The 21,915-nt window shown below is 61.4% G+C and carries 18 protein-coding genes and 1 pseudogene; 5 read left to right on the forward strand and 14 right to left on the reverse strand.

All coding sequences use genetic code 11. The features are described from left to right. Position 1: 1 nt before the first annotated feature. From doeA to AC13RC_RS08100, 4 genes are all read right to left on the reverse strand, one after another. Positions 2-1,180, reverse strand: coding sequence for an ectoine hydrolase DoeA (doeA, locus tag AC13RC_RS08085; RefSeq protein ID WP_488556873.1), 1,179 nt, complete (start codon positions 1,178-1,180; stop codon positions 2-4). A 2-nt stretch (positions 1,181-1,182) separates the two neighbouring features. After that, the gene (gene eutC / locus AC13RC_RS08090; protein WP_488556874.1) at positions 1,183-2,193 is read right to left on the reverse strand and encodes an ectoine utilization protein EutC; all 1,011 of its coding nucleotides are present in this window, start codon (positions 2,191-2,193) and stop codon (positions 1,183-1,185) included. Further along, positions 2,190-3,176 (reverse strand): hydroxyectoine utilization dehydratase EutB, encoded by a 987-nt coding sequence (eutB, locus tag AC13RC_RS08095; RefSeq protein ID WP_488556875.1) that lies wholly within the window; start codon positions 3,174-3,176, stop codon positions 2,190-2,192. Before eutB ends, eutC begins: the two co-directional genes overlap by 4 nt. A gap of 274 nt (positions 3,177-3,450) precedes the next feature. Next, positions 3,451-4,650: a DUF3422 domain-containing protein gene (locus tag AC13RC_RS08100; protein ID WP_113353240.1), complete on the reverse strand. Its 1,200-nt coding sequence runs from the start codon at positions 4,648-4,650 to the stop codon at positions 3,451-3,453. 272 nt (positions 4,651-4,922) lie between these two features. On the opposite strand from AC13RC_RS08100, the gene AC13RC_RS08105 reads away from it, so the two are divergent. Then, positions 4,923-5,471: a VOC family protein gene (locus AC13RC_RS08105; RefSeq protein WP_113331120.1), complete on the forward strand. Its 549-nt coding sequence runs from the start codon at positions 4,923-4,925 to the stop codon at positions 5,469-5,471. A gap of 21 nt (positions 5,472-5,492) precedes the next feature. On the opposite strand, the gene lpdA is transcribed toward AC13RC_RS08105, so the two are convergent. The 7 genes from lpdA to AC13RC_RS08140 all read right to left on the reverse strand — a co-directional run bounded on the left by lpdA (position 5,493) and on the right by AC13RC_RS08140 (position 13,655). After that, positions 5,493-6,881 (reverse strand): dihydrolipoyl dehydrogenase, encoded by a 1,389-nt coding sequence (gene lpdA, locus AC13RC_RS08110; RefSeq protein WP_113353242.1) that lies wholly within the window; start codon positions 6,879-6,881, stop codon positions 5,493-5,495. Between the two features lie 4 nt (positions 6,882-6,885). Continuing rightward, on the reverse strand, positions 6,886-8,190 hold the full coding sequence (locus AC13RC_RS08115) for a dihydrolipoamide acetyltransferase family protein (protein ID WP_113353243.1): 1,305 nt from the start codon (positions 8,188-8,190) through the stop codon (positions 6,886-6,888). A 2-nt stretch (positions 8,191-8,192) separates the two neighbouring features. After that, entirely contained in the window at positions 8,193-9,206 is a 1,014-nt protein-coding gene (locus tag AC13RC_RS08120) for an alpha-ketoacid dehydrogenase subunit beta (RefSeq protein ID WP_113353244.1), read from the reverse strand. Position 9,207: 1 nt separating this feature from the next. Further along, on the reverse strand, positions 9,208-10,440 hold the full coding sequence (locus AC13RC_RS08125; RefSeq protein ID WP_113353245.1) for a 3-methyl-2-oxobutanoate dehydrogenase (2-methylpropanoyl-transferring) subunit alpha: 1,233 nt from the start codon (positions 10,438-10,440) through the stop codon (positions 9,208-9,210). Between the two features lie 81 nt (positions 10,441-10,521). Then, a complete protein-coding gene (locus tag AC13RC_RS08130) occupies positions 10,522-11,649 on the reverse strand; it encodes an acyl-CoA dehydrogenase family protein (protein WP_113353246.1) in 1,128 nt (375 codons plus the stop codon). Positions 11,650-11,673: 24 nt separating this feature from the next. Then, positions 11,674-12,861, reverse strand: coding sequence for an acetyl-CoA C-acyltransferase (locus AC13RC_RS08135; RefSeq protein ID WP_113353247.1), 1,188 nt, complete (start codon positions 12,859-12,861; stop codon positions 11,674-11,676). A gap of 26 nt (positions 12,862-12,887) precedes the next feature. Continuing rightward, entirely contained in the window at positions 12,888-13,655 is a 768-nt protein-coding gene (locus AC13RC_RS08140) for a 3-hydroxyacyl-CoA dehydrogenase (RefSeq protein ID WP_113353248.1), read from the reverse strand. Between the two features lie 137 nt (positions 13,656-13,792). Between AC13RC_RS08140 and AC13RC_RS08145 the strand changes: the two genes are divergently transcribed. Beyond that, a complete protein-coding gene (locus tag AC13RC_RS08145) occupies positions 13,793-14,857 on the forward strand; it encodes an AraC family transcriptional regulator (RefSeq protein ID WP_371864843.1) in 1,065 nt (354 codons plus the stop codon). A 111-nt stretch (positions 14,858-14,968) separates the two neighbouring features. Here the strand turns inward: AC13RC_RS08145 and AC13RC_RS08150 are convergent, their stop codons facing one another. After that, positions 14,969-15,856, reverse strand: coding sequence for a LysR substrate-binding domain-containing protein (locus AC13RC_RS08150; RefSeq protein ID WP_113331128.1), 888 nt, complete (start codon positions 15,854-15,856; stop codon positions 14,969-14,971). A gap of 107 nt (positions 15,857-15,963) precedes the next feature. On the opposite strand from AC13RC_RS08150, the gene AC13RC_RS08155 reads away from it, so the two are divergent. Together AC13RC_RS08155 and AC13RC_RS08160 are read left to right on the forward strand one after the other, a co-directional pair. Then, positions 15,964-17,217 carry an aromatic ring-hydroxylating oxygenase subunit alpha gene (locus AC13RC_RS08155; protein WP_113353249.1) on the forward strand — a complete coding sequence of 418 codons (1,254 nt, stop codon included), beginning with the start codon at positions 15,964-15,966 and terminating at the stop codon, positions 17,215-17,217. Next, complete coding sequence (locus AC13RC_RS08160; protein WP_113353250.1) at positions 17,207-18,289, forward strand: FAD-binding oxidoreductase; 1,083 nt, start codon at positions 17,207-17,209, stop codon at positions 18,287-18,289. Before AC13RC_RS08155 ends, AC13RC_RS08160 begins: the two co-directional genes overlap by 11 nt. Positions 18,290-18,331: 42 nt before the next feature. On the opposite strand, the pseudogene AC13RC_RS08165 reads toward AC13RC_RS08160, so the two are convergent. Continuing rightward, positions 18,332-18,534 (reverse strand): annotated as a pseudogene (locus AC13RC_RS08165) (FAD-dependent oxidoreductase); the annotation flags it as partial. A gap of 148 nt (positions 18,535-18,682) precedes the next feature. On the opposite strand from AC13RC_RS08165, the gene AC13RC_RS08170 reads away from it, so the two are divergent. Then, complete coding sequence (locus AC13RC_RS08170) at positions 18,683-20,635, forward strand: putative bifunctional diguanylate cyclase/phosphodiesterase (RefSeq protein ID WP_488556876.1); 1,953 nt, start codon at positions 18,683-18,685, stop codon at positions 20,633-20,635. An 82-nt stretch (positions 20,636-20,717) separates the two neighbouring features. Here the strand turns inward: AC13RC_RS08170 and AC13RC_RS08175 are convergent, their stop codons facing one another. Beyond that, on the reverse strand, positions 20,718-21,914 hold the full coding sequence (locus AC13RC_RS08175) for an ABC transporter permease (RefSeq protein WP_488556877.1): 1,197 nt from the start codon (positions 21,912-21,914) through the stop codon (positions 20,718-20,720). Position 21,915: the final 1 nt, after the last annotated feature.

Below are 21,915 nucleotides of genomic sequence, written 5' to 3' on the forward strand. Positions count from 1 at the left end.
ATCACTTCACGACAAGTCGTCGGGGGACGTTGGACAGGCACTCGACGCCGCTTTCCGTGATGACGATGCTTTCGGTGATTTCCATGCCCATGTCTTCCAGCCAGAGACCGGTCATGAAATGGAACGTCATGCCCGGTAGCAATTCGGTGCGATCGCCGGGGCGCAGGCTCATGGTCCGCTCGCCCCAATCCGGCGGATAGGAAAGGCCGATCGGATAGCCGGTGCGGTTGTCCTTGACGATCCCGTATTTCTTCAGGACCGCGAAGAAAGCGTTGGCGATATCCTCGCAGACGTTGCCTGGCTTGGCGGCGGCAAGGCCGGCCTCCATGCCCTCGAGCGTCGCCTTCTCCGCGTCGAGAAACGCCTGCGTCGGCTTGCCCAGGAAGACGGTGCGCGACAGCGGGCAATGATAGCGGCGATAGCAGCCGGCGATCTCGAAGAAGGTGCCCTCGCCGCTCTTCATCGGCTTGTCGTCCCAGGTCAGATGCGGGGCGGAGGCATCGGCGCCCGACGGCAGCAAGGGAACGATGGCAGCGTAATCGCCGCCGAAGCCGTCAACGCCGCGAATGCCGGCATCATAGATTTCAGCGACGAGATCGGATTTGCGAATGCCCGGCTCGACTTTCTCGACGATCCGCTGGTGCATGGCTTCGACGATGCGGCCGGCCTTGCGCATATAATCAAGCTCGGTCTTGCTCTTGACGGCACGCTGCCAGTTCACAAGCCCTTGGGCGTCCTTGAAACGGGCGTTCGGCAGATGCTTGACGAGCGAGGCATAGGCTGCCGCTGTGAACCAGTAATTGTCCATCTCGACCGCGATCGAGGCGTTGGCCCAGCCGCGTTCCTCGATGATCTTCGAGAGCAGATCCATCGGATGTCGCTCATTGGACTGCACGTAGTGATCGGGATAGCCGATGATGTTGTCGTGGGCCAGATAGGCGGTGCGCTTGGCGCCATTGGCATCCTGGCCGCGCCCGTACCAGATCGGCTCGCCGGAGCCTGGCACCAGCACGCATTGATGCACGTAGAAGGACCAGCCGTCATAGCCGGTGAGCCAGTGCATGTTGGAGGGATCCGTGACTATGACGAGATCGACACCGGCTTTTTCCATCGCGCGGCGCGTCTTTTCGAGCCGCTCGGCATATTCGGCGCGGGTGAAATTGAGGGTTGGTTCGCTCACGCTTAGTCTCCTGATGCTTTCGTCGTTTCGATCGCTTGGCCCGCGCCGGCCGAGACGGCGCGGCGATGGGCAAGCGTGGCAATGGCGGTATCCTGGACACCGGTCCCGGTCAGATCGCAAAGGGTGATCGCCTCGGGCGACCGGCGGCCCGCCGCCTTGCCGGCGATAATTGTGCCGAGTTCGGGGAAATCGGCGCTCTCGCTCACAAGTCCTGCTGCGATCGCATGATGAAGCTCGCCCAGCCGCCGCGTCTGTTTCAGGCTATCGGCGACGTAAGGCGTGGCTTTCAAAATCAGGGTCGGATCGATCTCGTTCTTGTGTTCGGCGTCGGAACCCATGGCGGTGACGTGCTGACCCGGCCGCAGCCAGGCGGCATCGAGGATCGGCTTATCCGACGGCGTGGTGGTGACGATAATATCGGCATCACGGCAGGCTTGCTTGGCATCCGCTTCCGCCACGACGGGAAAGCCGAGTTCGGCCGTCAGGTCGGTCGCGAGTTTGTCGGCCTTTGCTAGATCGCGCGCCCAAATCCGTGCAGCCTCGATTGGTCGGACGAGCGCAAGTGCACGCAATTGCAGACGGGCTTGCATGCCGGCGCCAAAAATCGCTGCGATCCGGCTATCTGGGCGCGACAGGTGTCGCGCGGCAACGGCCCCTGCGGCGGCCGTGCGCACATCCGTCAGATAGCCATTATCGAGCAGGAGCGCCTCGACCAGGCCGGTGCGTGCCGACAGGAGCATCATCAGCCCGTTGGTGCTTGGCAGTCCAAGTGATGGATTGTCGAAGAAGCCGGGGCTGACCTTGATCGCGAAACTCGCGAGATCGGGAACATAGGCCGTCTTCACGTCGACCTCGCCGCGATGGGCGGGGATGTCGAGCCGCATGATCGGTGGCATTTCCACGGCCTTCGTCGCCAGCGCCGCGAATGCCTGCTCGACGCAATCGACAGCATCGCTATCGAGCTGAACGACCTTGCGAAGGTCTGTTTCCGTCAGGATCAGCACGCGTGTCATGGCGCCACTCCCTCGTCGGGCCCGCTCACGATAGCCCGATGGGTCGCCGGATCGATATTGCCTCCGGAAACGACGACAACCGTTGGACCATCGGATTTGATCTTGCCGGCAAGCAGGGCCGCTATCCCGACCGCGCCCGCCCCTTCGACCGTCAATCCCTCGATCAAGGCCGCATGGCGAATGCCGGCGGCGATCTCCTCCTCGCTGAGCAGGATGACATCATCGAGAAGCGTCCGGCACATTCGGAACGTCAGCCGGTTATCGAGCCCAATGCCGCCGCCCAGTGAATCCGCCAGGGTCTCTACCTCCTGCACATCCGTTGGACGACCCGCCGCAAGGCTTGCCGCCATCGCCGCGCCGCGCTTCATCGAAACGCCGACCACCTTGGCGGCCGGCAGACGGCTCTTGATCGCGGCCGCAACGCCCGAGGCCAGCCCTCCGCCCGAGAGTGGTACAAGGACAAGCGCGGTCTCAGGCATGTCATCGGCGACCTCGAGTCCGAGCGTGCCTTGGCCTGCAATGACATCGGCATCATCAAACGGGGGAACGAAATACATGCCCTCTTCACGGACGAGGCGCTCGACCTCCGACATCGCATCATCCTGCGAGTGTCCGACGATACGGATGTCCGCGCCAAGATTTCGGATAGCTTCGACCTTGTTGGTCGGAACAAGCGCGGACAGGCAGATGGTCGCACGGGCGCCCATCGCCTTGGCGGCGTGGGCAACCGCCCTGCCGTGATTGCCGGTCGATGCCGTCACCAGCCCGCGCGAACGTTCCTTCTCATCCAAACATAGAAGCGCGTTCGTGGCGCCGCGAAGTTTGAAACTGCCCGTATGCTGATGGTTTTCCAGCTTGAGATGAACTGGAATACCCGTCCGCTGAGACAGAGCTTGCGAGAGCCGCAACGGCGTGCGCAGCACCTTTGGGGCAATGCGCCGCCGCGCCGCTTCTATATCCTCCAGCGTCACCATCATTGTCATGGCGCGCACCGATGCCTTGCCAATGATGCAACCGGCGTCACCACGAATTTCATCTCTTTCTCGGGCTGAATGTTCATGACATCAGCGTGAAAGAGACAATGGATCATGTCAATCTGTATATTGTTTCATTACAATTATAAGTGCTTCTTCCAAGACCGACAGCCAATTGAGGTCATGTCGGCATGACACGCGCTTGGCGGCTCGCCAAGCGCGTGGGAGTTCGGATTCGTGCTGGTGCTGGCAGCAGTTGCCGCGCGCTACGTTCAAAAAGACTTCAGGATTTCAGTGCGTGCCTGACCCTCAGGATCGCGAGGGCGACCGCTCCGATCACCACGGGAATGGAGATCAGCATGTAGATCGGATTGATATGAAGACCGGCATGATCCGCCGTCTCGATCGCGACCTTGATCAGGCTCAGAAGGTAGTAGCTGATGGCGATGATCGAGAGACCCTCGACCGCCCGCTGAATTTTGACCTGGGTTTCGGCGCGCTCGGCCATGGCCTGAATCTGAACGGCGTTCTGGACCTCGATCTCCACCTGGATGCGGGTCTGGAGCAGGTCGATCAGATGCATGGTCGCATGCGACAATTGCTCCAGGCGCAATGCGGTCGCCTCACAGCTCCTGACCGCCGGTTTGAAGCGGCGCGCCACGAAAACCCCGAAACGCTGAAAACCTGGAACATGGGTCTCGCGCAGCTCGGCGATGCGTTCCTCAACGATCTTGGCGTAGGCAGCCGTTGCGCCGAAGCGATTGCGCGTCTGTGCCGCCGCGGAGATCACCTCCGCGGAAAGCTGAGAAATCTCATCGAGCAGTCGCTTATGGTCTTCAGCGGAGGTCGATACGTGGCGATTGGTCAATTCGACAAGCTTCCGATCGTAGCCGCCAAGAACCGGGCCAAGCCGCCGCGCCTCCGGAAAGCCCAAAAGCGCCATGACGCGGTAGGTCTCGATTTCATAGACCCGGCGCACCATGCGGCCGAGCCGATAGGCGTTGAGGTCGTGATTGAAAAGGATCGTGCGGCTGGTACCATTGTCTCCGACGCGAAAATCCGAGCAAACGAGCGCGGCTCCGCCGCCAATGGTGGACGCTGCCGTATCGCCGAATTGAAGCGACGAAAGGAGAGGGCCAAGTTCGCTGGGCGCCGATCCGCAAATGAGAATTTCCAATCGGCAAATGAACGCCCAGTCGATCAAGCCAGCGAGCCGCGCCGCCTCATCGATCGACAGGGAACCCGCGGGCCAGGTCGAGGGATCGGCCTCAAGAGGTGTCACCCGGGTGACGGTCACGAACTCGGTATGAAACTCGACCTGTGTTCGAGGGCCCTCGATCGCGTCCTCGGCAACGACGACACGGTGGCTGAGATCGGAGATCGAGGGTGATGTGCCCGACAGGGCGATATGCTCGACCAGCGCCGGGCCCGAAAAATAGATCGATGGCCGCGCATGAAGTTCCGAATTGAAATCGACTGCCACCGCTTTCGCCCCCTAAGCACATCCCTACTCTCATCGTATGCCGGCCATTGCTGCGATCGGCAATGCTTCGCTGCCTGCGACAGAGTGTCCCGAGGTTTTGAAGCCAACCCTGCTCGCCGGAATTCTGACATAGGGTAGGCTCGACGCAACCAGCATCGATCGTATGACTTGCGAAGCAAGGCTTTCGGTAGAAAATGGCGGCGACCGCGCGACGGGGCCGCGGAACCACACAGGCGACGGTTCGTCCTGGAACTGTTGAAGGGGAGACTTGCATGACAAATGCCGCAAGCCTGGGATTGCCAGGCCTCCTGGGTCAAGACCATACGGGCATTACCGTTCCTGATCTTGACGAGGCACTCGACTTCTTCGTCCGAATCCTTGGTTGCAGGCATGCCTATACCTTCGGCCCGATCGGTGACGAAGACGGCGATTTCATGCGCCAGGCGCTGGGCACTCATCCACGCGCCCGCATCAGGCGCGCGGCGCTTATCCGCGTCGGCTACGGCTCCAGCCTGGAGCTCTTCGAATATGAGGCACCGGACCAGCGCCGCCTTGAACAAAGGAACAGCGACATTGGCGCCTTCCATGTCGGGCTTTATGTCGAAGACATTCAGGCGGCCAAGGCCTACCTCGATACACAAGGCATCCCGACCCGCCTCGGACCGCTCCCCATCAGCGAGGGACCGAATGCCGGACAGAGCATCCTCTATTTCCAATCACCCTGGGGCTTGCAATTGGAGCTCATCAGCTATCCGGAGGGCATGGCCTACGAAAAGACGGCCGAAACCATCCTTTGGTCGCCGAAATCTCCGGAAAAATGACTATTGGCAGCTGAGACCAGCTCAGATGTGCAGGGCATGGCCAAGCGCCTTCAACGCGGCTTCCTGCAGGCTTTCGCTGCGGGTCGGGTGGGCGTGGATCGTCCCGGCGATGTCTTCCAGCCGCGCGCCCATCTCGAGTGCCAGCGAGAACGCGCTTGACAGCTCGGAGACGCCGGCACCAACCGCCTGCAGGCCAAGCACCAGATTGGTGTCCGCGCGCGCTACAGCCCGCACAAAACCGTCTTCCGACTGGGTGGTCATCGCACGACCGTTGGCGGCGAAAGGAAAGAGACCGACGCGGATTTCATAGCCCTGGGCGCGCGCTTCATCAGGTGAAAGCCCCGCCGTGACGATCTCGGGATCGGTGAAGCAGACGGCGGGAATGGCACGTTTATCCCAGACACGCTTGCGGCCGGCGACGATCTCCGCAACCATCTCCCCCTGCGCCATGGCGCGATGGGCAAGCATCGGCTCGCCCGTGACATCGCCGATGGCATAGACACCGCGCATGGAAGTGCGGCAGCGCTCGTCGATGCGAATGAAACGGCCAGCGCGATCGAGATCGAGTTCCTCGAGACCCCAACCTTCCGTGCGTGGCTTGCGCCCGACTGTGACGAGAACCTTGCCAGCGGCGATCCGCTCCTCTTCGCCCGCAGCGGTCTCGATCAGCAGCGCCTCTCCCGAATAGGCTTTCGCCTTCGCTCCAGTCAGAACCCGCACGCCGAGCTCAGCCAAGCGCTTGGCAACCGGCTTGACGAGCTCGGCGTCATATTGCGGCAGGATTTGCGCCATCGCCTCGACCACCGTGACCTGCGCGCCCAGCTTGGCGAAGGCAGTGCCGAGTTCCAGGCCGATATAGCCGCCGCCGACAACAGCGAGACTATTGGGCACACTTGTCAGCGACAGCGCCTCGGTGGACGAGAGGACCGCTCCGCCAAAGGGCAGCAGCGGCAACTCGACCGGTTCGGAGCCAGTCGCGATGACAACTGCTTCGGCACGGATGACCTGAGTTCCGGTCTCGGTCTCGACCTCGACGGTCTTGCCGTCGCGGAACGTCGCCTGGCCATGCACGATCTTGACCTTGGACTTGCGCAAAAGACCGAGTACGCCGTTGTTCAGCCGGCCGACGATGCCATCTTTCCAGCGTATGGTCTGCGCGAGATCGAGCTTTGGCGCCTCGACAGTGATGCCGAGCGCGTTGGGTGTGGTCATGTGGCTGACCTTTTCGAACTCCTCGGCCGCGTGGATCAGGGCCTTGGAGGGGATGCAGCCGATATTCAGGCAGGTGCCGCCAGCCTTTGTGGATTCGACGATCACCGTATCGACGCCAAGCTGACCGGCGCGGATGGCGCAGATATAGCCGCCGGGTCCGGCACCGATGACGAGGAGCTTGCAGACGATTTCTTTCATGTCATCAACCTTCGATGAAGATCAGCGCGGGGGTTTCGAGCAGCGCCTTGATCCGCTGGACGAAGACCGCCGCGTCCCAGCCGTCGACGATGCGATGGTCGAAGCTCGACGACAGGTTCATGATCTTGCGCGGGATGAACTGGGTCCCGTCCCAGACGGGCTGGGTCATGATCTTGTTGACACCGACGATCGCGACTTCGGGATGGTTGATGATCGGCGTCGTCACGATGCCGCCGAGCGCGCCGAGCGAGGAGATGGTGATCGTGGAACCGGACAGCTCCTCGCGTGCGGCGGTGCCATTGCGGGCGGCGTCGGCAAGGCGTGTCAGCTCGGCGGCGCAATCCCAGATCGACCTGGCTTCGGCGTGGCGGACGACCGGTACGGTCAGGCCGGAGGGTGTCTGCGTGGCGATGCCGATATGGACGGCGCCGTAGCGGGTGACGACACCGGCATCGTCGTCGAAGGTGGCGTTGATACCGGGCTGCTCGCCCAGCGTCTTCACCATCGCCCGCATCAGGAAGGGCAGAATGGTCAGCTTCGGCTGATCGGGCTTGCGGCCGGCATTCATCGTCGCTCGCAAGTCTTCAAGGTCGGTGACATCGATCTCTTCGACATAGGTGATGTGGGGAATGCGCGAGGCGGCGAGGCGCATCTTCTCGGCGATACGCCGGCGCAGGCCGGTGACCTTGATCTCCTCGACATCGGTCTTGCGGGCGGGGCCGGTTGAAGCAGCGGTTGCATGCTGCACGCCATGCGCGATGAACTGATCGAGATTGTCATGGGTAATGCGTCCCGCAGGCCCAGTGCCGGGCACCTGGCGCAAATCGACACCAGCCTCCTGGGCACGCAACCGCACGGCGGGGGAAGCAAGCGGACGCTCCGCCGGTTCGCGAGGAACCGGGCGCTCGACCGGCGCCGTCGACTGAATAGCCTTCGCTTCGACCATCGGTCTTGCCGGAGATGGTGCGACCGGCTTGGGCCCTGTCACCTCGTCCTTGGCCGGTTCGGTCTTCACAGGTTGGGGAGCCGCGGCGAGGGAGGCCTCTTCGCTCGCATTCCCATCCTCGCCGGCGACCTGGATGCGCAAGAGCGGCGCCTTGACCGCGACCGTATCGCCGACATCGGCGCCGAGCCAGAGCACGACCCCTTCGACCGGCGAGGGGATTTCCACCGTCGCCTTGTCGGTCATGACCGCCGCGAGCACCATATCCTCACGCACCGGGTCGCCCGGCTTGACATGCCACTCGACCAGCTCGGCCTCGGCCACGCCCTCACCCACATCGGGCATCTTGATGACGAATTCACCCATCCTCAGCCCTCCATCACTTCTTTCAACGCCCGGCCGACACGGGCGGGACCGGGGAAATAGTCCCATTCCTGTGCGTGCGGATACGGCGTGTCCCAGCCGGTCACGCGCACGATCGGCGCCTCAAGACTATAGAAGCAGTACTCCTGAACCAGTGATGCGACTTCCGCGCCGAAGCCGGAGGTAAGCGTCGCCTCGTGCACGACGACGCAGCGGCCGGTCTTCTTCACCGACTGGACGATCGTATCGAGGTCGAGCGGCAGAAGACTGCGCAGATCGATCACCTCGGCATCGATCCCTGTCTCCTCGGCGGCGGCAAGCGCCACATGCACCATCGTACCGTAGGCGACCACGGTGACGGCACTCCCCGGCCGGCGGATTTCCGCCTTGCCGATCGGGATCGTGTAATGCCCTTCCGGAACCTCGCCGAGATCATGTTTCGACCAGGGCGTCACCGGCCTTTCGTGATGACCATCGAAGGGGCCGTTATAGAGCCGCTTCGGTTCGAGGAACATCACCGGGTCCGGATCCTCTATCGCCGCGATCAGCAGGCCCTTGGCGTCGTAGGGATTGGACGGCACGATCACCTTCAATCCGCAGACATGGGTAAACAGCGCTTCCGGGCTCTGGCTATGCGTCTGCCCACCGAAGATGCCGCCGCCGGTCGGCATGCGCACGACGATCGGGCAGGTAAAGTCGCCATTGGAGCGGTAGCGGATGCGCGCCGCTTCCTGGGTGATCTGGTCATAGGCCGGATACATATAATCAGCGAACTGGATTTCGACGCAGGGCTTCAAGCCGTAGGCCGCCATGCCGATCGCCGTACCGAGAATACCGGATTCGTTGATTGGCGCATCGAAGCAGCGGGTCTTGCCGTATTTGGCCTGGAGTCCTTGCGTAGCGCGGAAAACCCCGCCGAAGTAGCCGACATCCTCGCCGAAGACGACGACATCGTCGTCACGCCCCATCGAGACGTCCATGGCGCTGCGCACGGCCTCGATCATTGTCATTCTTGCCATGTCAGTACCCCGCCTTCTGCCGCTGGCGGCGGATATGGGCGGGCATTTCCGCATAGACGCCCTCGAAGATGTCGCGCACCGATGGCTTGCCGCCCGCATGCAGCGTGCCGTGGCTTTCGGCCTGCTTCTGTGCCTCGATAACTTCATCGAGAACCTCGGCCTCCGCCTGGGCATGGCGCTCTTCCGACCAGACACCACGCACGATCAGATGCTTCTTTAGCCGCAGCACTGGGTCGCCGAGCGGCCAGGCCTCGGATTCGGTTTTCGGCCGATAGGCGCTCGGGTCATCGGAGGTGGAATGGGCGCCGACGCGGTAGGTGACATATTCGATCAGTGTTGGGCCGAGGTTGCGCCTTGCGCGCTCGGCCGCCCATTTGGCGACGGCATAGACCGCCAGATAGTCATTGCCGTCGACCCGAAGCGCTGGGATGCCGAAGCCAAGGCCGCGAGCGGCGAAGGTTCCGGAACCGCCGCGGGCAATGCCCTGGAAGGTGGAGATGGCCCATTGGTTGTTGACGATATTGAGGATGACCGGCGCCTTGTAGGTGGAGGCGAAGACCAGCGCCGAATGGAAATCGGATTCGGCCGTCGAACCGTCGCCGATCCATGCGGCGGCGATCTTGGTGTCGTTCTTGATGGCCGACGCCATCGCCCAGCCGACCGCCTGCACATATTGGGTGGCAAGATTGCCGGAGATGGTAAAGAAGCCATGCTCCTTCGATGAATACATGATCGGCAGTTGCCGACCACGCAAGGGATCGGCCTCGTTCGAGTAGATCTGGTTCATCATCTCGACCATCGGATAGTTGTCGGCGATCAAGAGGCCCGCTTGCCGGTAGGTCGGAAAGTTCATGTCCCCTTTGTTCAGCGCCTTGCGGAAGGCGGAACTCACCGCCTCTTCGCCAAGATGCTGCATATAGAAGGAGGTCTTTCCCTGTCGCTGCGCCATCAGCATGCGCGCGTCGAAGGCCCTGAGCTTCATCATGTTGCGCAAGCCCGTCAGCAACTCCTCATCGGAGAGCAATCCGGCCCAGGGGCCGACCGCCTCGCCGTCGCGGTTGAGAACGCGGATGATGGAATAGGCGAGATCGCGGATCTCCTCGGGCGCAACGTCGACCGCCGGTCTTGGCACGGAGCCGGCCTTGGCGATCTTGACATTGGAGAAATCCGGCTGGCCGCCTGGCCGCACCGCCGGCTCGGGGACGTGCAGGCTCAGATTTGGAACCTCGTTCATGCGCTGTGATACCTCCCTTGTCGGCCGCCCCTCCCGCGCTCCCCACGGCGGGCACGACCGCAAACATTCCACGAAAACATACTATAAGTTGCGCGCGATAACGATGCGCTGAACGTCGCTCGTTCCCTCGTAAATCTGGCAGATGCGGACGTCCCGGTAGATGCGTTCGACTGGATAGTCCGCCATATATCCGTAGCCGCCATGGATCTGGATCGCGTCGGAGCAGACCTTTTCGGCCATTTCCGACGCGAACAGCTTCGCCATCGACGCTTCGGTAAGGCAGGGCCGCCCCTCCTCCTTCAACTGTGCCGCGTGCAACACCATCTGGCGGGCGACCTCGATCTGCGTCGCCATATCGGCAAGCCGGAAGGCGACAGCCTGATGATCGATGATCGGCGAGCCGAACGTCTTGCGTTCGCGGGCATAGTCGCGCGCCGCCTCGAAAGCCGCTCGCGCCATGCCGATGGATTGCGATGCGATGCCAATGCGCCCGCCTTCGAGATTCGACAGGGCGATCCTGTAACCGTCGCCTTCCTCGCCGAGCCGATTTTCCACCGGGACGCGCATGCCGGTAAAGGCGATCTGGCAGGTGTCGGACGAGTGGAGACCGAGTTTGTGTTCGACGCGCACGACTTCGTAGCCGGGCGTGTCGGTCGGCACGATAAAGGCGGAAATGCCCCTCTTGCCCGCCTCGGAGTCTGTGACGGCAAAGACGATGATGACATTGCCATTCTTACCCGAAGTAATGAACTGCTTGGCGCCGTCGATAACATAATCATCACCGTCTCGGCGGGCACGAGTCTTCAGGTTCGAGGCATCGGAGCCAGCCTGCGGCTCCGTCAGGGCAAAGCCGCCGATCCATTCGCCGCTTGCCAGTTTCGGCAGGAAGCGCTGCTTCTGCTCCTCCGTGCCGTATTTCAGGATCGGTACGCAACCGACGGAGCTGTGCACGCTCATGATGGTCGAGCACGGCCCGTCTCCGGCGGCAATTTCCTCAAGTGCCACGGTATAGGCGATCACGCCCGTTTCCGAACCGCCATAGGCCTCGGGCACGAGCATGCCGAGGAAGCCGAGTTCGCCCATCTCCTTCAATTCCTCGCGGGGGAAGAGGCTCTTCGCGTCGCGCTCGGCGGCTCCCGGAGCCAGGCGCTCCCTGGCGAAATCACGCGCCATGTCGCGAATCTGGATGTGGTCTTCGCTCAGGATCATGGTCCGGTCTCCTCCTCGAACCCTTCAGTTCAGTTCGACGGCCATGGCGGTTGCTTCGCCGCCGCCGATGCAAAGCGTCGCCATGCCACGCCTCATGCCGTGGCGCTTGAGCGCTGCAAGCAGCGTGACGAGCACGCGGGCCCCGGACGCGCCGATCGGATGGCCGAGCGCGCAGGCGCCGCCGTGAACGTTGACCTTGTCGTGCGGCAGGTCGAGATCGCGCATAGCCGCCATGGCGACGACAGCAAAAGCCTCGTTGATCTCGAACAGATCGACATCCCGAAGGCTCCAGCCGGTGCGTTCGGAAAGCTTGCGCAGCGCGCCGATTGGCGCGGTCGCGAAGAGATTGGGCGCCTGCGAATGCGTGGCGTGGCCGACGATAGTGGCAAGCGGTACGATACCTTCGCGCTCGGCCGTTGAGCGGCGCATCAGCACCAGCGCGGCGGCACCATCGGAGATGGACGAGGCATTCGCGGCGGTCACCGTGCCGTTTTCACGGAAAGCCGGCTTGAGCGTCGGGATTTTTTCCGGTTTCGCCTTGCCGGGCTGTTCGTCACGGCCGACAACCAGTTCGGATCGCCCTGTCTTGACGGTGACTGGCACGATCTCACTATCGAATGCACCCTCCTCGGTCGCCTTGCGGGCGCGGGTCAGGGATGTGACGGCGTAGTCGTCCTGCGCCGCGCGCGTAAACTGATAGGCTTCGGCGCAATCCTCGGCGAAAGTGCCCATGAGGCGTCCCTTGTCATAGGCGTCTTCGAGCCCATCGAGGAACATATGGTCGATGACGCGGGCGTGCCCGAGCCGGTAGCCGCCGCGTGCCCTATCGAGAAGATAGGGGGCATTTGTCATGCTCTCCATGCCGCCGGCAATGGCGATCGACGCGCTGCCGGCGCCGATCAGATCGTGTGCCAGCATGACGGCCTTCATTCCCGAACCGCACATCTTGTTGACGGTTGTCGCTCCCGTCGCAAACGGCAGGCCAGCGCCGATCGCGGCCTGTCTTGCCGGTGCCTGACCCTGCCCGGCCGAAAGAACGCAACCGAAGACCACCTCCTCAATCGCGTCCGGGCCAACGCCGCCGCGCTCGAGGGCCGCGCGGATGGCGGCGGCCCCGAGTTCCGGCGCCGTGCAATCCCTAAGATCTCCCTGGAAGCTACCCATTGGAGTACGGGCCGCGCCAACGATGACGATCGGATCTTCTCGCGTCATATCAAACCTCCAGTTACGAGCCTGCCTCAGTGCGGCGCCATGCGCAACGCTCCATCGAGGCGGATGACTTCGCCATTCAGCATGACGTTCTCACAGATGTGGCGTACCAATGCGGCGAATTCCACCGGCTTTCCGAAGCGCTGCGGAAAGGGCACGCTCTTGCTCAGCGAATCCTGCACCTCCTGCGGCATGCCGGCCATCATCGGCGTCTCGAAAATGCCTGGCGCGATGGCAACGACGCGAATGCCGCTGCGCGCCAATTCGCGAGCGATCGGCAGCGTCATGGCGGCAACGCCGCCCTTGGAAGCCGCATAGGCCGCCTGACCGATCTGTCCGTCGAAGGCGGCAATCGAAGCCGTGCTGACGATGACCCCGCGCTCGCCGTCCGTATCCGGCTGCTCCTTGGCGATGGCCGCCGCCGCGAGCCGGATCATGTTGAAAGTGCCGATAAGATTGATGCCGATCGCGCGGCTGAAACTGTCGAGCCGGTGCGGACCGTTGCGGCCGATCACCTTCTCGCCGGGCGCGACGCCGGCGCAATTGACGAGCCCATGCAGATGGCCAAAGCGTTCTATCGCCATGTCGATCGCGGCCTGGCCGTCTTCTTCCTGCGTGACATCCGTCTTGATAAAGGTCGCGCGGGCACCAAGCTCACCGACAATACCGGCGCCAGCATCGGCATTGACGTCGGCTATGACGACATTAGCCCCCTCATCCGTCAGCATGCGCGCGACCGCCGCTCCAAGGCCCGAACCGCCACCGGTAACGACGAAAGTCTTTCCCTGGATCAACATGGTCGCTCTCCTCCAGCGCAGCCGATTTCAACCGAGGGCCTCCACGCTTCGTGCAGTCGCCCGCAGTATCGCATCCCCGGAAGAGCGCGGTTACCTCGCGCCTCGCCTAAGCTTATCGTCGCGCGATATTGCATTCGATGACAAAAGCGTCTCAAATCGTCGGCCAGTTTTACCATATTTTACAGGTCATGACGATGACGGAAACCGCGCGGCGGATGATATCACCTTTCTTCGTGAAAGAGGCGATCGACTGCCTTCGGCGGCATGGAAAATCCCCCGAACGATTGCTCGCGACACTCGGCCTATCCACGCAGATCGACGTGCCGGTTTCGGCCGAAAGCTATGGCGCGCTGTGGCTGGCGATCGCGGCCGAGATGGATGACGAATTCTTCGGCATGGGCGGCAGGCCCATGCGTCGCGGCAGCTTCACGCTGCTTTGCCATTGCGTGCTGCACGCAAGGACCCTCGACCAGGCGCTACGGCGCGCTCTCAGGTTCTTAAACATCGTGCTGGAGGATCCGGAAGGGCATCTCGAAGTGGCGGATGGGTTGGCGCATATCGTGCTGACCGACCGTGCGAGCGAACGCTCAGCCTTTGCCTATCGGACCTACTGGATTCTCCTGCACGGCATTGCATGCTGGCTCATCGGGCGCCGCATTCCGCTTAGAATGGTCGACTTTCGCTGTGCGGAGCCAGATCATGGCGCCGAGTACCGACAATTCTTCGGGGCGCCCGTCCGTTTCTTACAGCCGGTTAGCAGGCTCGCCTTCGATGCCGCTCTCCTCAGACTGCCGGTGATACGCAACGAGCAAGCCCTGAGGCAATTTCTTCGCAATGCGCCGGCCAATATCCTCGTGCGTTACCGCTATGACGCCGGCCTTGCAGCGAGCGTGCGCAAGCGGCTGCGCCAATCATCGCCTGCCTCATGGAAGGCATTTGACGATTTGGCCGCGCAAATGCGCATGTCTCCTTCGACCCTGCGGCATCGCCTCCATGCCGAGGGCCAGAACTATGCCGCCATCAGGGATGAAATCCGCCGCGATCTTGCAATCGAGATGCTGCAAACGACCAAGTTCGGCGTCGGGGAGATCGCGACACGCCTCGGCTTTTCCGAACCCAGCGCCTTTCATCGGGCATTCCGGAAGTGGACCGCAAGAAGCCCCGCGGCATTTCGAAAGGAAATGACCGCGCGGAACCGGTGACCGCGCCAGCCGCCGGTCTTCCAACGGCCTGCGCCATGGTGCTTCGTCATGGCCAGCGACGGTATTCGCGATCTCGACAAGCCTTATCTAGCTTGAGTTTCGAAACTGGCCTTACCGCGTCAGCGCATTGGCAAGCCAGTGTGCGGCGTGTTCCGCGGCGAGCGTAAGGCGCGGCCTTGCTGGAAGGAGAACGTGATACCGGTCGGGGGTGGAGATCTCGGGCTCCTCCAAGGCGACGAGCGTGCCATCCTCCAGGAAAGTCTGGACAAGAAGACGCCAGCCGAGCGCGATCCCCTGCCCCGCACGCGCGGCCGCGATCGCCTCCGTATAGTGGTTGAAGCGAAGATGCGGCTTTATTCGCAACGCCCGGCCCGTTTCCTGAACCCATTGCGTCCAGGAGAGCCATGAGCGATCGTGAGCGTCTGTCTCTATGAACTCATCGGCATCGGACATCTGCGCCGTCGGACGACGCCGATAATAGTCGGGCGAGCATACGGGAACGACGACGTCCTCCTGGGCGGCGACTATCTTAGCGTCGGCAAACGGCGGCCTGCCGTATCGAATGGCTACGTCTATGCCGCCAGCGTCCAGGTCGATTCTTGCGTCCTGCGAGATGACCCTGATCTGCACGCCCGCATTCTCCCGCCGAAACTCCGTCAGCCGCGGGAGCAGCCAGAAGGAGGAGAAGGCGACGGTCGCGCCGATCGTCACGACGTTCTGCTGGGAGGATCTGACCACATCGACGGCGTCCGCGATGCTGGCGAAGCTTTGCGCGAGCGTTGTTCCCAGGGTGAGGCACGCAGCAGTCGGTTCGATGGCGCGATGCTTGCGTACGAACATCGGCAGAGCGAGTTCCTCTTCCAATGTCGCGATCTGGCGGCTGACGGCTGCCTGAGTGACGCCAAGCTCGATCGCCGCCGCCGTAAAGCTCCGGTGCCGTAGAACGGCCTCGAGCGTCATCAACGCGGTCAGGGAGGGAATTCGCCGCCGAAAGTTCATATGCATCCCTCACATTACATAATGTTATGCGTTCGTGAAAATTAATGCCGTTGAAGCATAACGGATGCAAGGGCAAACTGCGGATCATAGAACCATAAGAGGCTATCATGCTAAACAGGCTTCCATCCTCCATCTCCGCCCTGCTTGAAGCACGCGCCGATGGTTATTCCCTGCCTGCCGGCCTCTATACCCGCGAGGATGTCTTCGAGGCCGATATCGACGTCTTCTTTCACAAGCACTGGATCTGCGTCGGCCTCGACTGCGACGTACCGGAACCAGGCGATGCCACCGTTGTCGATATTGGCAAGACCAGCCTGATCCTGCTTCGCGACGACGACGGCGAAATTCGCGTGCTTCACAACGTCTGTCGCCATCGCGGGTCGCGCCTGCTCGATGCCGGCAAGACGATCGTCTCGAAGCTTGTCTGTCCCTATCACACATGGACCTACGAACTGACCGGGGAGCTGAGCTATGCGCCACACATGGGCAAGGATCTGGACAAGCGGTGCCATAGCCTGAAGCCGGTGAACTTCAAGTCGATCGGCGGCCTGATCTATGTGTGCCTCTCCGACAATCCGCCGGAAGACATCGCAACCCTCGAGCAGGTGATGATCGAGCGCCTTGCGCCCTACGACATCCGGAATGCCAAGGTCGCTTATCAGACCGATGTCATCGAGGACGGCAACTGGAAGCTCACGATGGAAAACAATCGCGAGTGCTACCACTGTTCCGCCAATCATCCCGAGCTCTGCGTCTCCTTCGTCGATCTCGACTTCGGCTTCGATCCGGAAACGTTGAACCCAGAGGACCGCGAGCAGGCCGCCGAGCACTTCCGGCTCTACGACGAGCGGACAAAAGCCTGGGAGGCGGATGGTTTCCCGTCGGCGGCAGTCGAACAGCTCGTCGACTGCGCCACGAACTTCCGCACACAGCGTCTGATCATCGCCGGGGCCGGCGAATCCCAGACACATGATGCGACCGCGGCGTCATCGAAGCTGCTTGGTCGGATGACCCGCAAGGATCTCGGCGACACGCATCTTTGGGGCCATAATAGCTGGAATCACTTCATGGGCGATCACGCTGTCGTCGCGATCGTCATCCCGCTCTCCGCCGGCAAGACGCTCGTCAGAACCAAATGGCTGGTCCACAAGGATGCCGTCGAAGGTAAGGACTATGACCTCGACAAGCTTACGGACGTCTGGGTCGCCACGACGGACCAGGATGCAGGCCTCGTCGCCCGCTCGCATGCCGGCGTACTCGACCCTGCATACCAGCCCGGCCCCTATTCTCGATTCTCGGAAACCAATCTGGACAAGTTCGCGACCTGGTATATCGATCGGATGCGCGCCCATGGGTATTGAATTCGCTCAGATGCAGCGCGGCCAGGTCGCTATGTGGGATCCGGAGCACGACGAGACGCTTGTATGCATCGACGTGCACCAGGAGACGCATGACGTGAAGAGTTTCACGTTCGCGTCTCCGGAAGGCAAGCGCTTCAGCTTCGATGCCGGGCAGTACTTTTTGTTCGATTTCCCGATGGGTCCGGATAGTGAAGCGCGCTGCTACAGCATCTCGTCGTCGCCCCATCGCGACAACGCGTTCACCGTCACGGTCAAGCGCGTGCCCGGCGGCAAGGTCTCAAACTGGCTGCATGACACCATGACTGCCGGCATGATGGTCAAGGGCCAGGGGCCGCTCGGTCACTTTATCCGTCCGAAAGGCGAAAAGACGAAACTCCTGCTGCTCTCGGGCGGATCCGGCATCACGCCGGTCATGTCGATCACACGCGATCTGGCGGATCGATACGAACCCTCGGACATCGTTTTTCTTCACGCGGCGCGCACGCCCTCCGACCTCATCTTCCGCCATGACCTTTCCGGCCTCGCGACAAGGATGAAAGGCCTGCGTCTCCAGTTCCTGCCGGAAACGGTGGCTGGCGAGCCGGCGTGGCCGGGATTGACGGGGCGGCTCTCGCTCGAGTACCTCAAGCTTGCGGTTCCCGACATCGCCGAGCGTGTCGTCATGTGCTGCGGCCCGGCCCCCTTCATGGCGGCGGCGCGTTCCATCACCGCGGCATTGGGCGTTCCCGCGTCAAACTACATCGAAGAGAGTTTCGATGCGGCTGTCATCGACGAGCCAAGACCAGAGGTCGAGCAACAACCGGCCCAGAAGATATATCGGGTGGAGTTTTCGAAGCAGAAGCGAATGCTGCAAGTCTCCTCCGATCAAACGGTGCTTGCGGCCGCGAAGAAGGGTAGCATCAGGCTTCCTTCGTCCTGTTCGAATGGCATGTGCGGAACGTGCAAATCCAAGCTCGTCTCTGGCTCGGTCGAAATGAATCACAACGGCGGTATCCGTCAGCGGGAAATCGATGCCGGGATGTTCCTGCCCTGCTGCTCGAAGCCGCTTAGCGATCTCGTCGTTGATCGCTGACGAAGGATTGATGCGAGAGGCGATGCCATCTGCTCTCGTGCTTTAGCTGGCCAGCATTGCGTTGAGCGTCTGGGCCGTGTGGGACGCCAGGGTCAATCCGATGGACCCATGCCCATGCCCATGCCCGACGGCAAGAATGACGTCCCTGCCGCCCCTGGAAGGCCCGATGACCGGCACGGAATGGGCATTGAAGGCCGAAACCCAGGTCAGGAACGACTTGGCGTCCCGGGCGCGGGAAAGAATCTCCCTCTGCAAGAATAGACCTTCTTCCGATCAGGACAACGAGCTTACATCCGAAGGTTGAGGCAATTGTTTGTTGATTAACCGTTTGCATTTCAAATAATGTAACACCATCCATGTCATGAATAGCGGCGTTACTCTATGAGCGGCGCTATGGAAATACTAAAAGCCAAACAGAAATTTCAGCATTTCATGTCCATTCGGCCCGATAATCCGGACTTGTTGAAAGCTCAGTACCGTGCTTTCACACGGCAGATGCCGATGATGTATTTAATTCTGATTTCGAGTACATGGGCGCTTTCCATTACCCATATGCAATCGGCACCGACTTGGCTCACCATTGGCATCCCTGCTTTCTTCACGCTCGGCTGCATGCTCAGGATCAAATTCTGGTGGAGGACACGCAATGTCGATCCTCAGCCCGCAGTGGCTTATGCAGCGCTCGTCCGCACCAATCGCCTGGCTATCGGGATCGCTACTGCATTCACTGTTTGGTCATTTTTGTTGGTGCCCTATGGCGATGCATATGCCCAGTCTCATGTCGCCTTCTATATGGCGATTACAGTCATTTCCTGCATTTTCTGCCTGATGTATGTTCGCTCGGCGGCATTCATAGTTACCGTGATCGTCAATGGAGCATTCGTTTTATTTTTCGCGGCCTCAAGGCAACCGACTTTTATTGCGATAGCTATCAATGTGGCACTTGTGTGCGCGGGCATGATGTCGATTCTCCTGACAAACTACCGCAATTTCGAGCGCATGATTATCTCGCAGCAACGCACGGAAGCGCTTAGCAATGAGAACCTCTTGCTTGCCAATGTCGACAGCCTGACGGAATTACCCAATCGTCGCGCGTTCTTTACGCATCTGGAAGCTGAGTTCGAAAGGGCCAAGACCGAAAACACGCGGCTGGCTCTTGGCGTCATCGATCTCGATGGCTTCAAGCCGGTCAACGACCTTTACGGACACTCGGTCGGGGACAGGCTGCTGATCGACGTCAGCAGGCGCCTTACCACCAGCTTGAAAGCCAGCCGGGCATTTCGATTGGGTGGCGACGAATTTGCAATCGTCGCCCCGGTCGCGCCTGAAGATGCTCAGCTTGTGAAAAACGCGAATGCGATTTCCGAATGGCTCGGAGCGCCTTATCACCTGCCGGAAGGAACGGTGCACGTATCCGCGTCGATGGGAATAGCGGTCTTCCCGAACCTCGCTTCTACTCTGGAGCAGCTTTTCGACAGGGCTGATTATGCCCTTTACCATGCCAAGAGAAGCCGTCGCGGAGGCGCGGTTTTATTTGACGCCGAGCACGAAAAGCAGATCAATATAGAAGCGCGCATCGAGCACCTGCTCAGGCAAGGCAATTTGGAAGACGAGCTCTCGGTCATGTTTCAACCGATCGTGAGCTTGGCGAATGATCAGACGGTTGGCTTCGAGGCCCTGGCCCGCTGGCACAGCCCGGTTCTTGGACATGTCTCGCCCGCGCAATTCTTCCCAATCGCCGAACGGGCCGGTATCGTCAGTTCACTGACACGGCCGCTGCTCAAAAGGGCACTTGCCTTCGCATGCGAGTGGGAAGAGCCTTTGCGCCTGTCGTTCAACCTGTCGGCCTACGACCTCAATTCCAACGAAGGGGTGCTGTCGTTGATCGGAATCATCGAAAGCAGCGGCTTTGACGCGAAGTGTCTCGACCTTGAAATTACCGAAACGGCCTTTACGCACGATTTCGAGCAAATCAAATCGTCGGTGGAAATGCTGCGGCATCTCGGTTGCGGCATTTCACTCGACGACTTCGGCACCGGTTATTCCAGCTTGACGCGGCTGCATGCCCTTCCTTTGACCAAGATCAAGATCGACCGCAGCTTCGTCACGGATTTGCACAAAAGGCCCGCCAGCTATAAAATCGTGAAATCACTTCTCAATCTCAGCCGGGACATGGAGCTGGAATGCGTGGTTGAAGGCGTCGAGACACCCGAAGAACTTGTGGCTCTTCAGGGGTTGGGGGGCACGCTGGTGCAAGGCTACCTCTATTCGCGGCCACTGAACGAAAAAGACGCTGCCGAATGGTGCTGCGCCGCCGCACGGCAAACAGGCTCGTCAACCAGCTGAACCACAAACATCTTCGTTATGTGCCGCAGATGGCATGCTCCTGAACGGAAGCGAGCGGGCGACCCTCACGCTTGAGAGATCATCAGCTCGACCGCAGGGCGGCGGTCAAGGGAAGTCGGCTGGCGACGGTGGCCGGCAAGGCGCCGCCCAGAATGCCGATCGCAAGTCCGAGCAGACCTGCCGTCGTCATGACATCGCCGGTTACGGAGAGCTGGAACGCCATTCGCGTTCCGTTCGTCCCAACCGTGCTTGCCTGCCAGCCATTGAAGGCCAGCCAGGATGCGAGCAGTCCAAACGCCACGCCAAGGGCGGCAAGCACGATTGCCTCCACCCATGTGCCGAGAAACGCGGATATCCGGCTGAAGCCGAGTGCCCGAACCGTTGCGATCTCGACGGTACGGTCCGACACGGAGTTCATCATTGTGTTGAGCGCACCGGCGGTCGCACCGATGGCCATCAACAGAGCGAGCGGCCAGCCGAACAGCCGGATGAGACTGGCCGTGCGGGCTGATTGCGCCGCATAGAGGTCGGCTTCAACAACGGCGCGCAGCGGCGTTGTCTTTATTGTGTCGAGCTTGGCCTGCAGCCGGGACACAGAGGCGGGATCGGACAGGCGCAAGCGCAGGCTCTGGACCTGCCCCTGCCGGTCGAAGGCGGATCGAACCGCGTCGAGATCGGCCCAGATCTCGGACTCGAAGGCGCTGCCGCGCGCCGAGAACAGGCCTACCACCGTCCAGTCGACCGTGCCGAGCCGCAAGGTGCTGCCGATCGATATTCCGACCTGTCGCGCGAGGCGATCCCCGACGACGATCTCGCGCGAACCGGGTGTGAACAGGCGGCCGGACGACAAGGCGATATGGTCGCGGATGGAGGGACCGGACTGATCCATGCCGCGAAGAGCCAAGGTCAGGCCCTCTTCCGACCCGTTCGATTTGGCGTCGACGGCAACGACGATTTCGCGCGAGAAAATCGGCATGCCGCTTGCGTCTCGCGCCACACCGATGTCATCGGTCATTGCACTCAGGGTTCGAATGACGGATGCCGGAACATCGGAGCCAGCCTCCTGGTTCGTACCGCCACCCAGAACGACGGCGAGGGAGTTTGAGCCGGCACTTTGCAGGGCCGTCTCGAAACCCGTTGTCATGGCCAGGAAGCCCGCGAGAACGCAGACGACGAGCGCCACGGAAAAAACCATGGAGGCGGAAATGGAGATGCGTCGTGGCAGGCTGAACAGATTTGCCCTGATCATGACGAATGCTTGTTTGGCATTGGAGGACATG

It is taken from the genome of Martinezella sp. CNPSo 3890 (assembly GCF_057784455.1).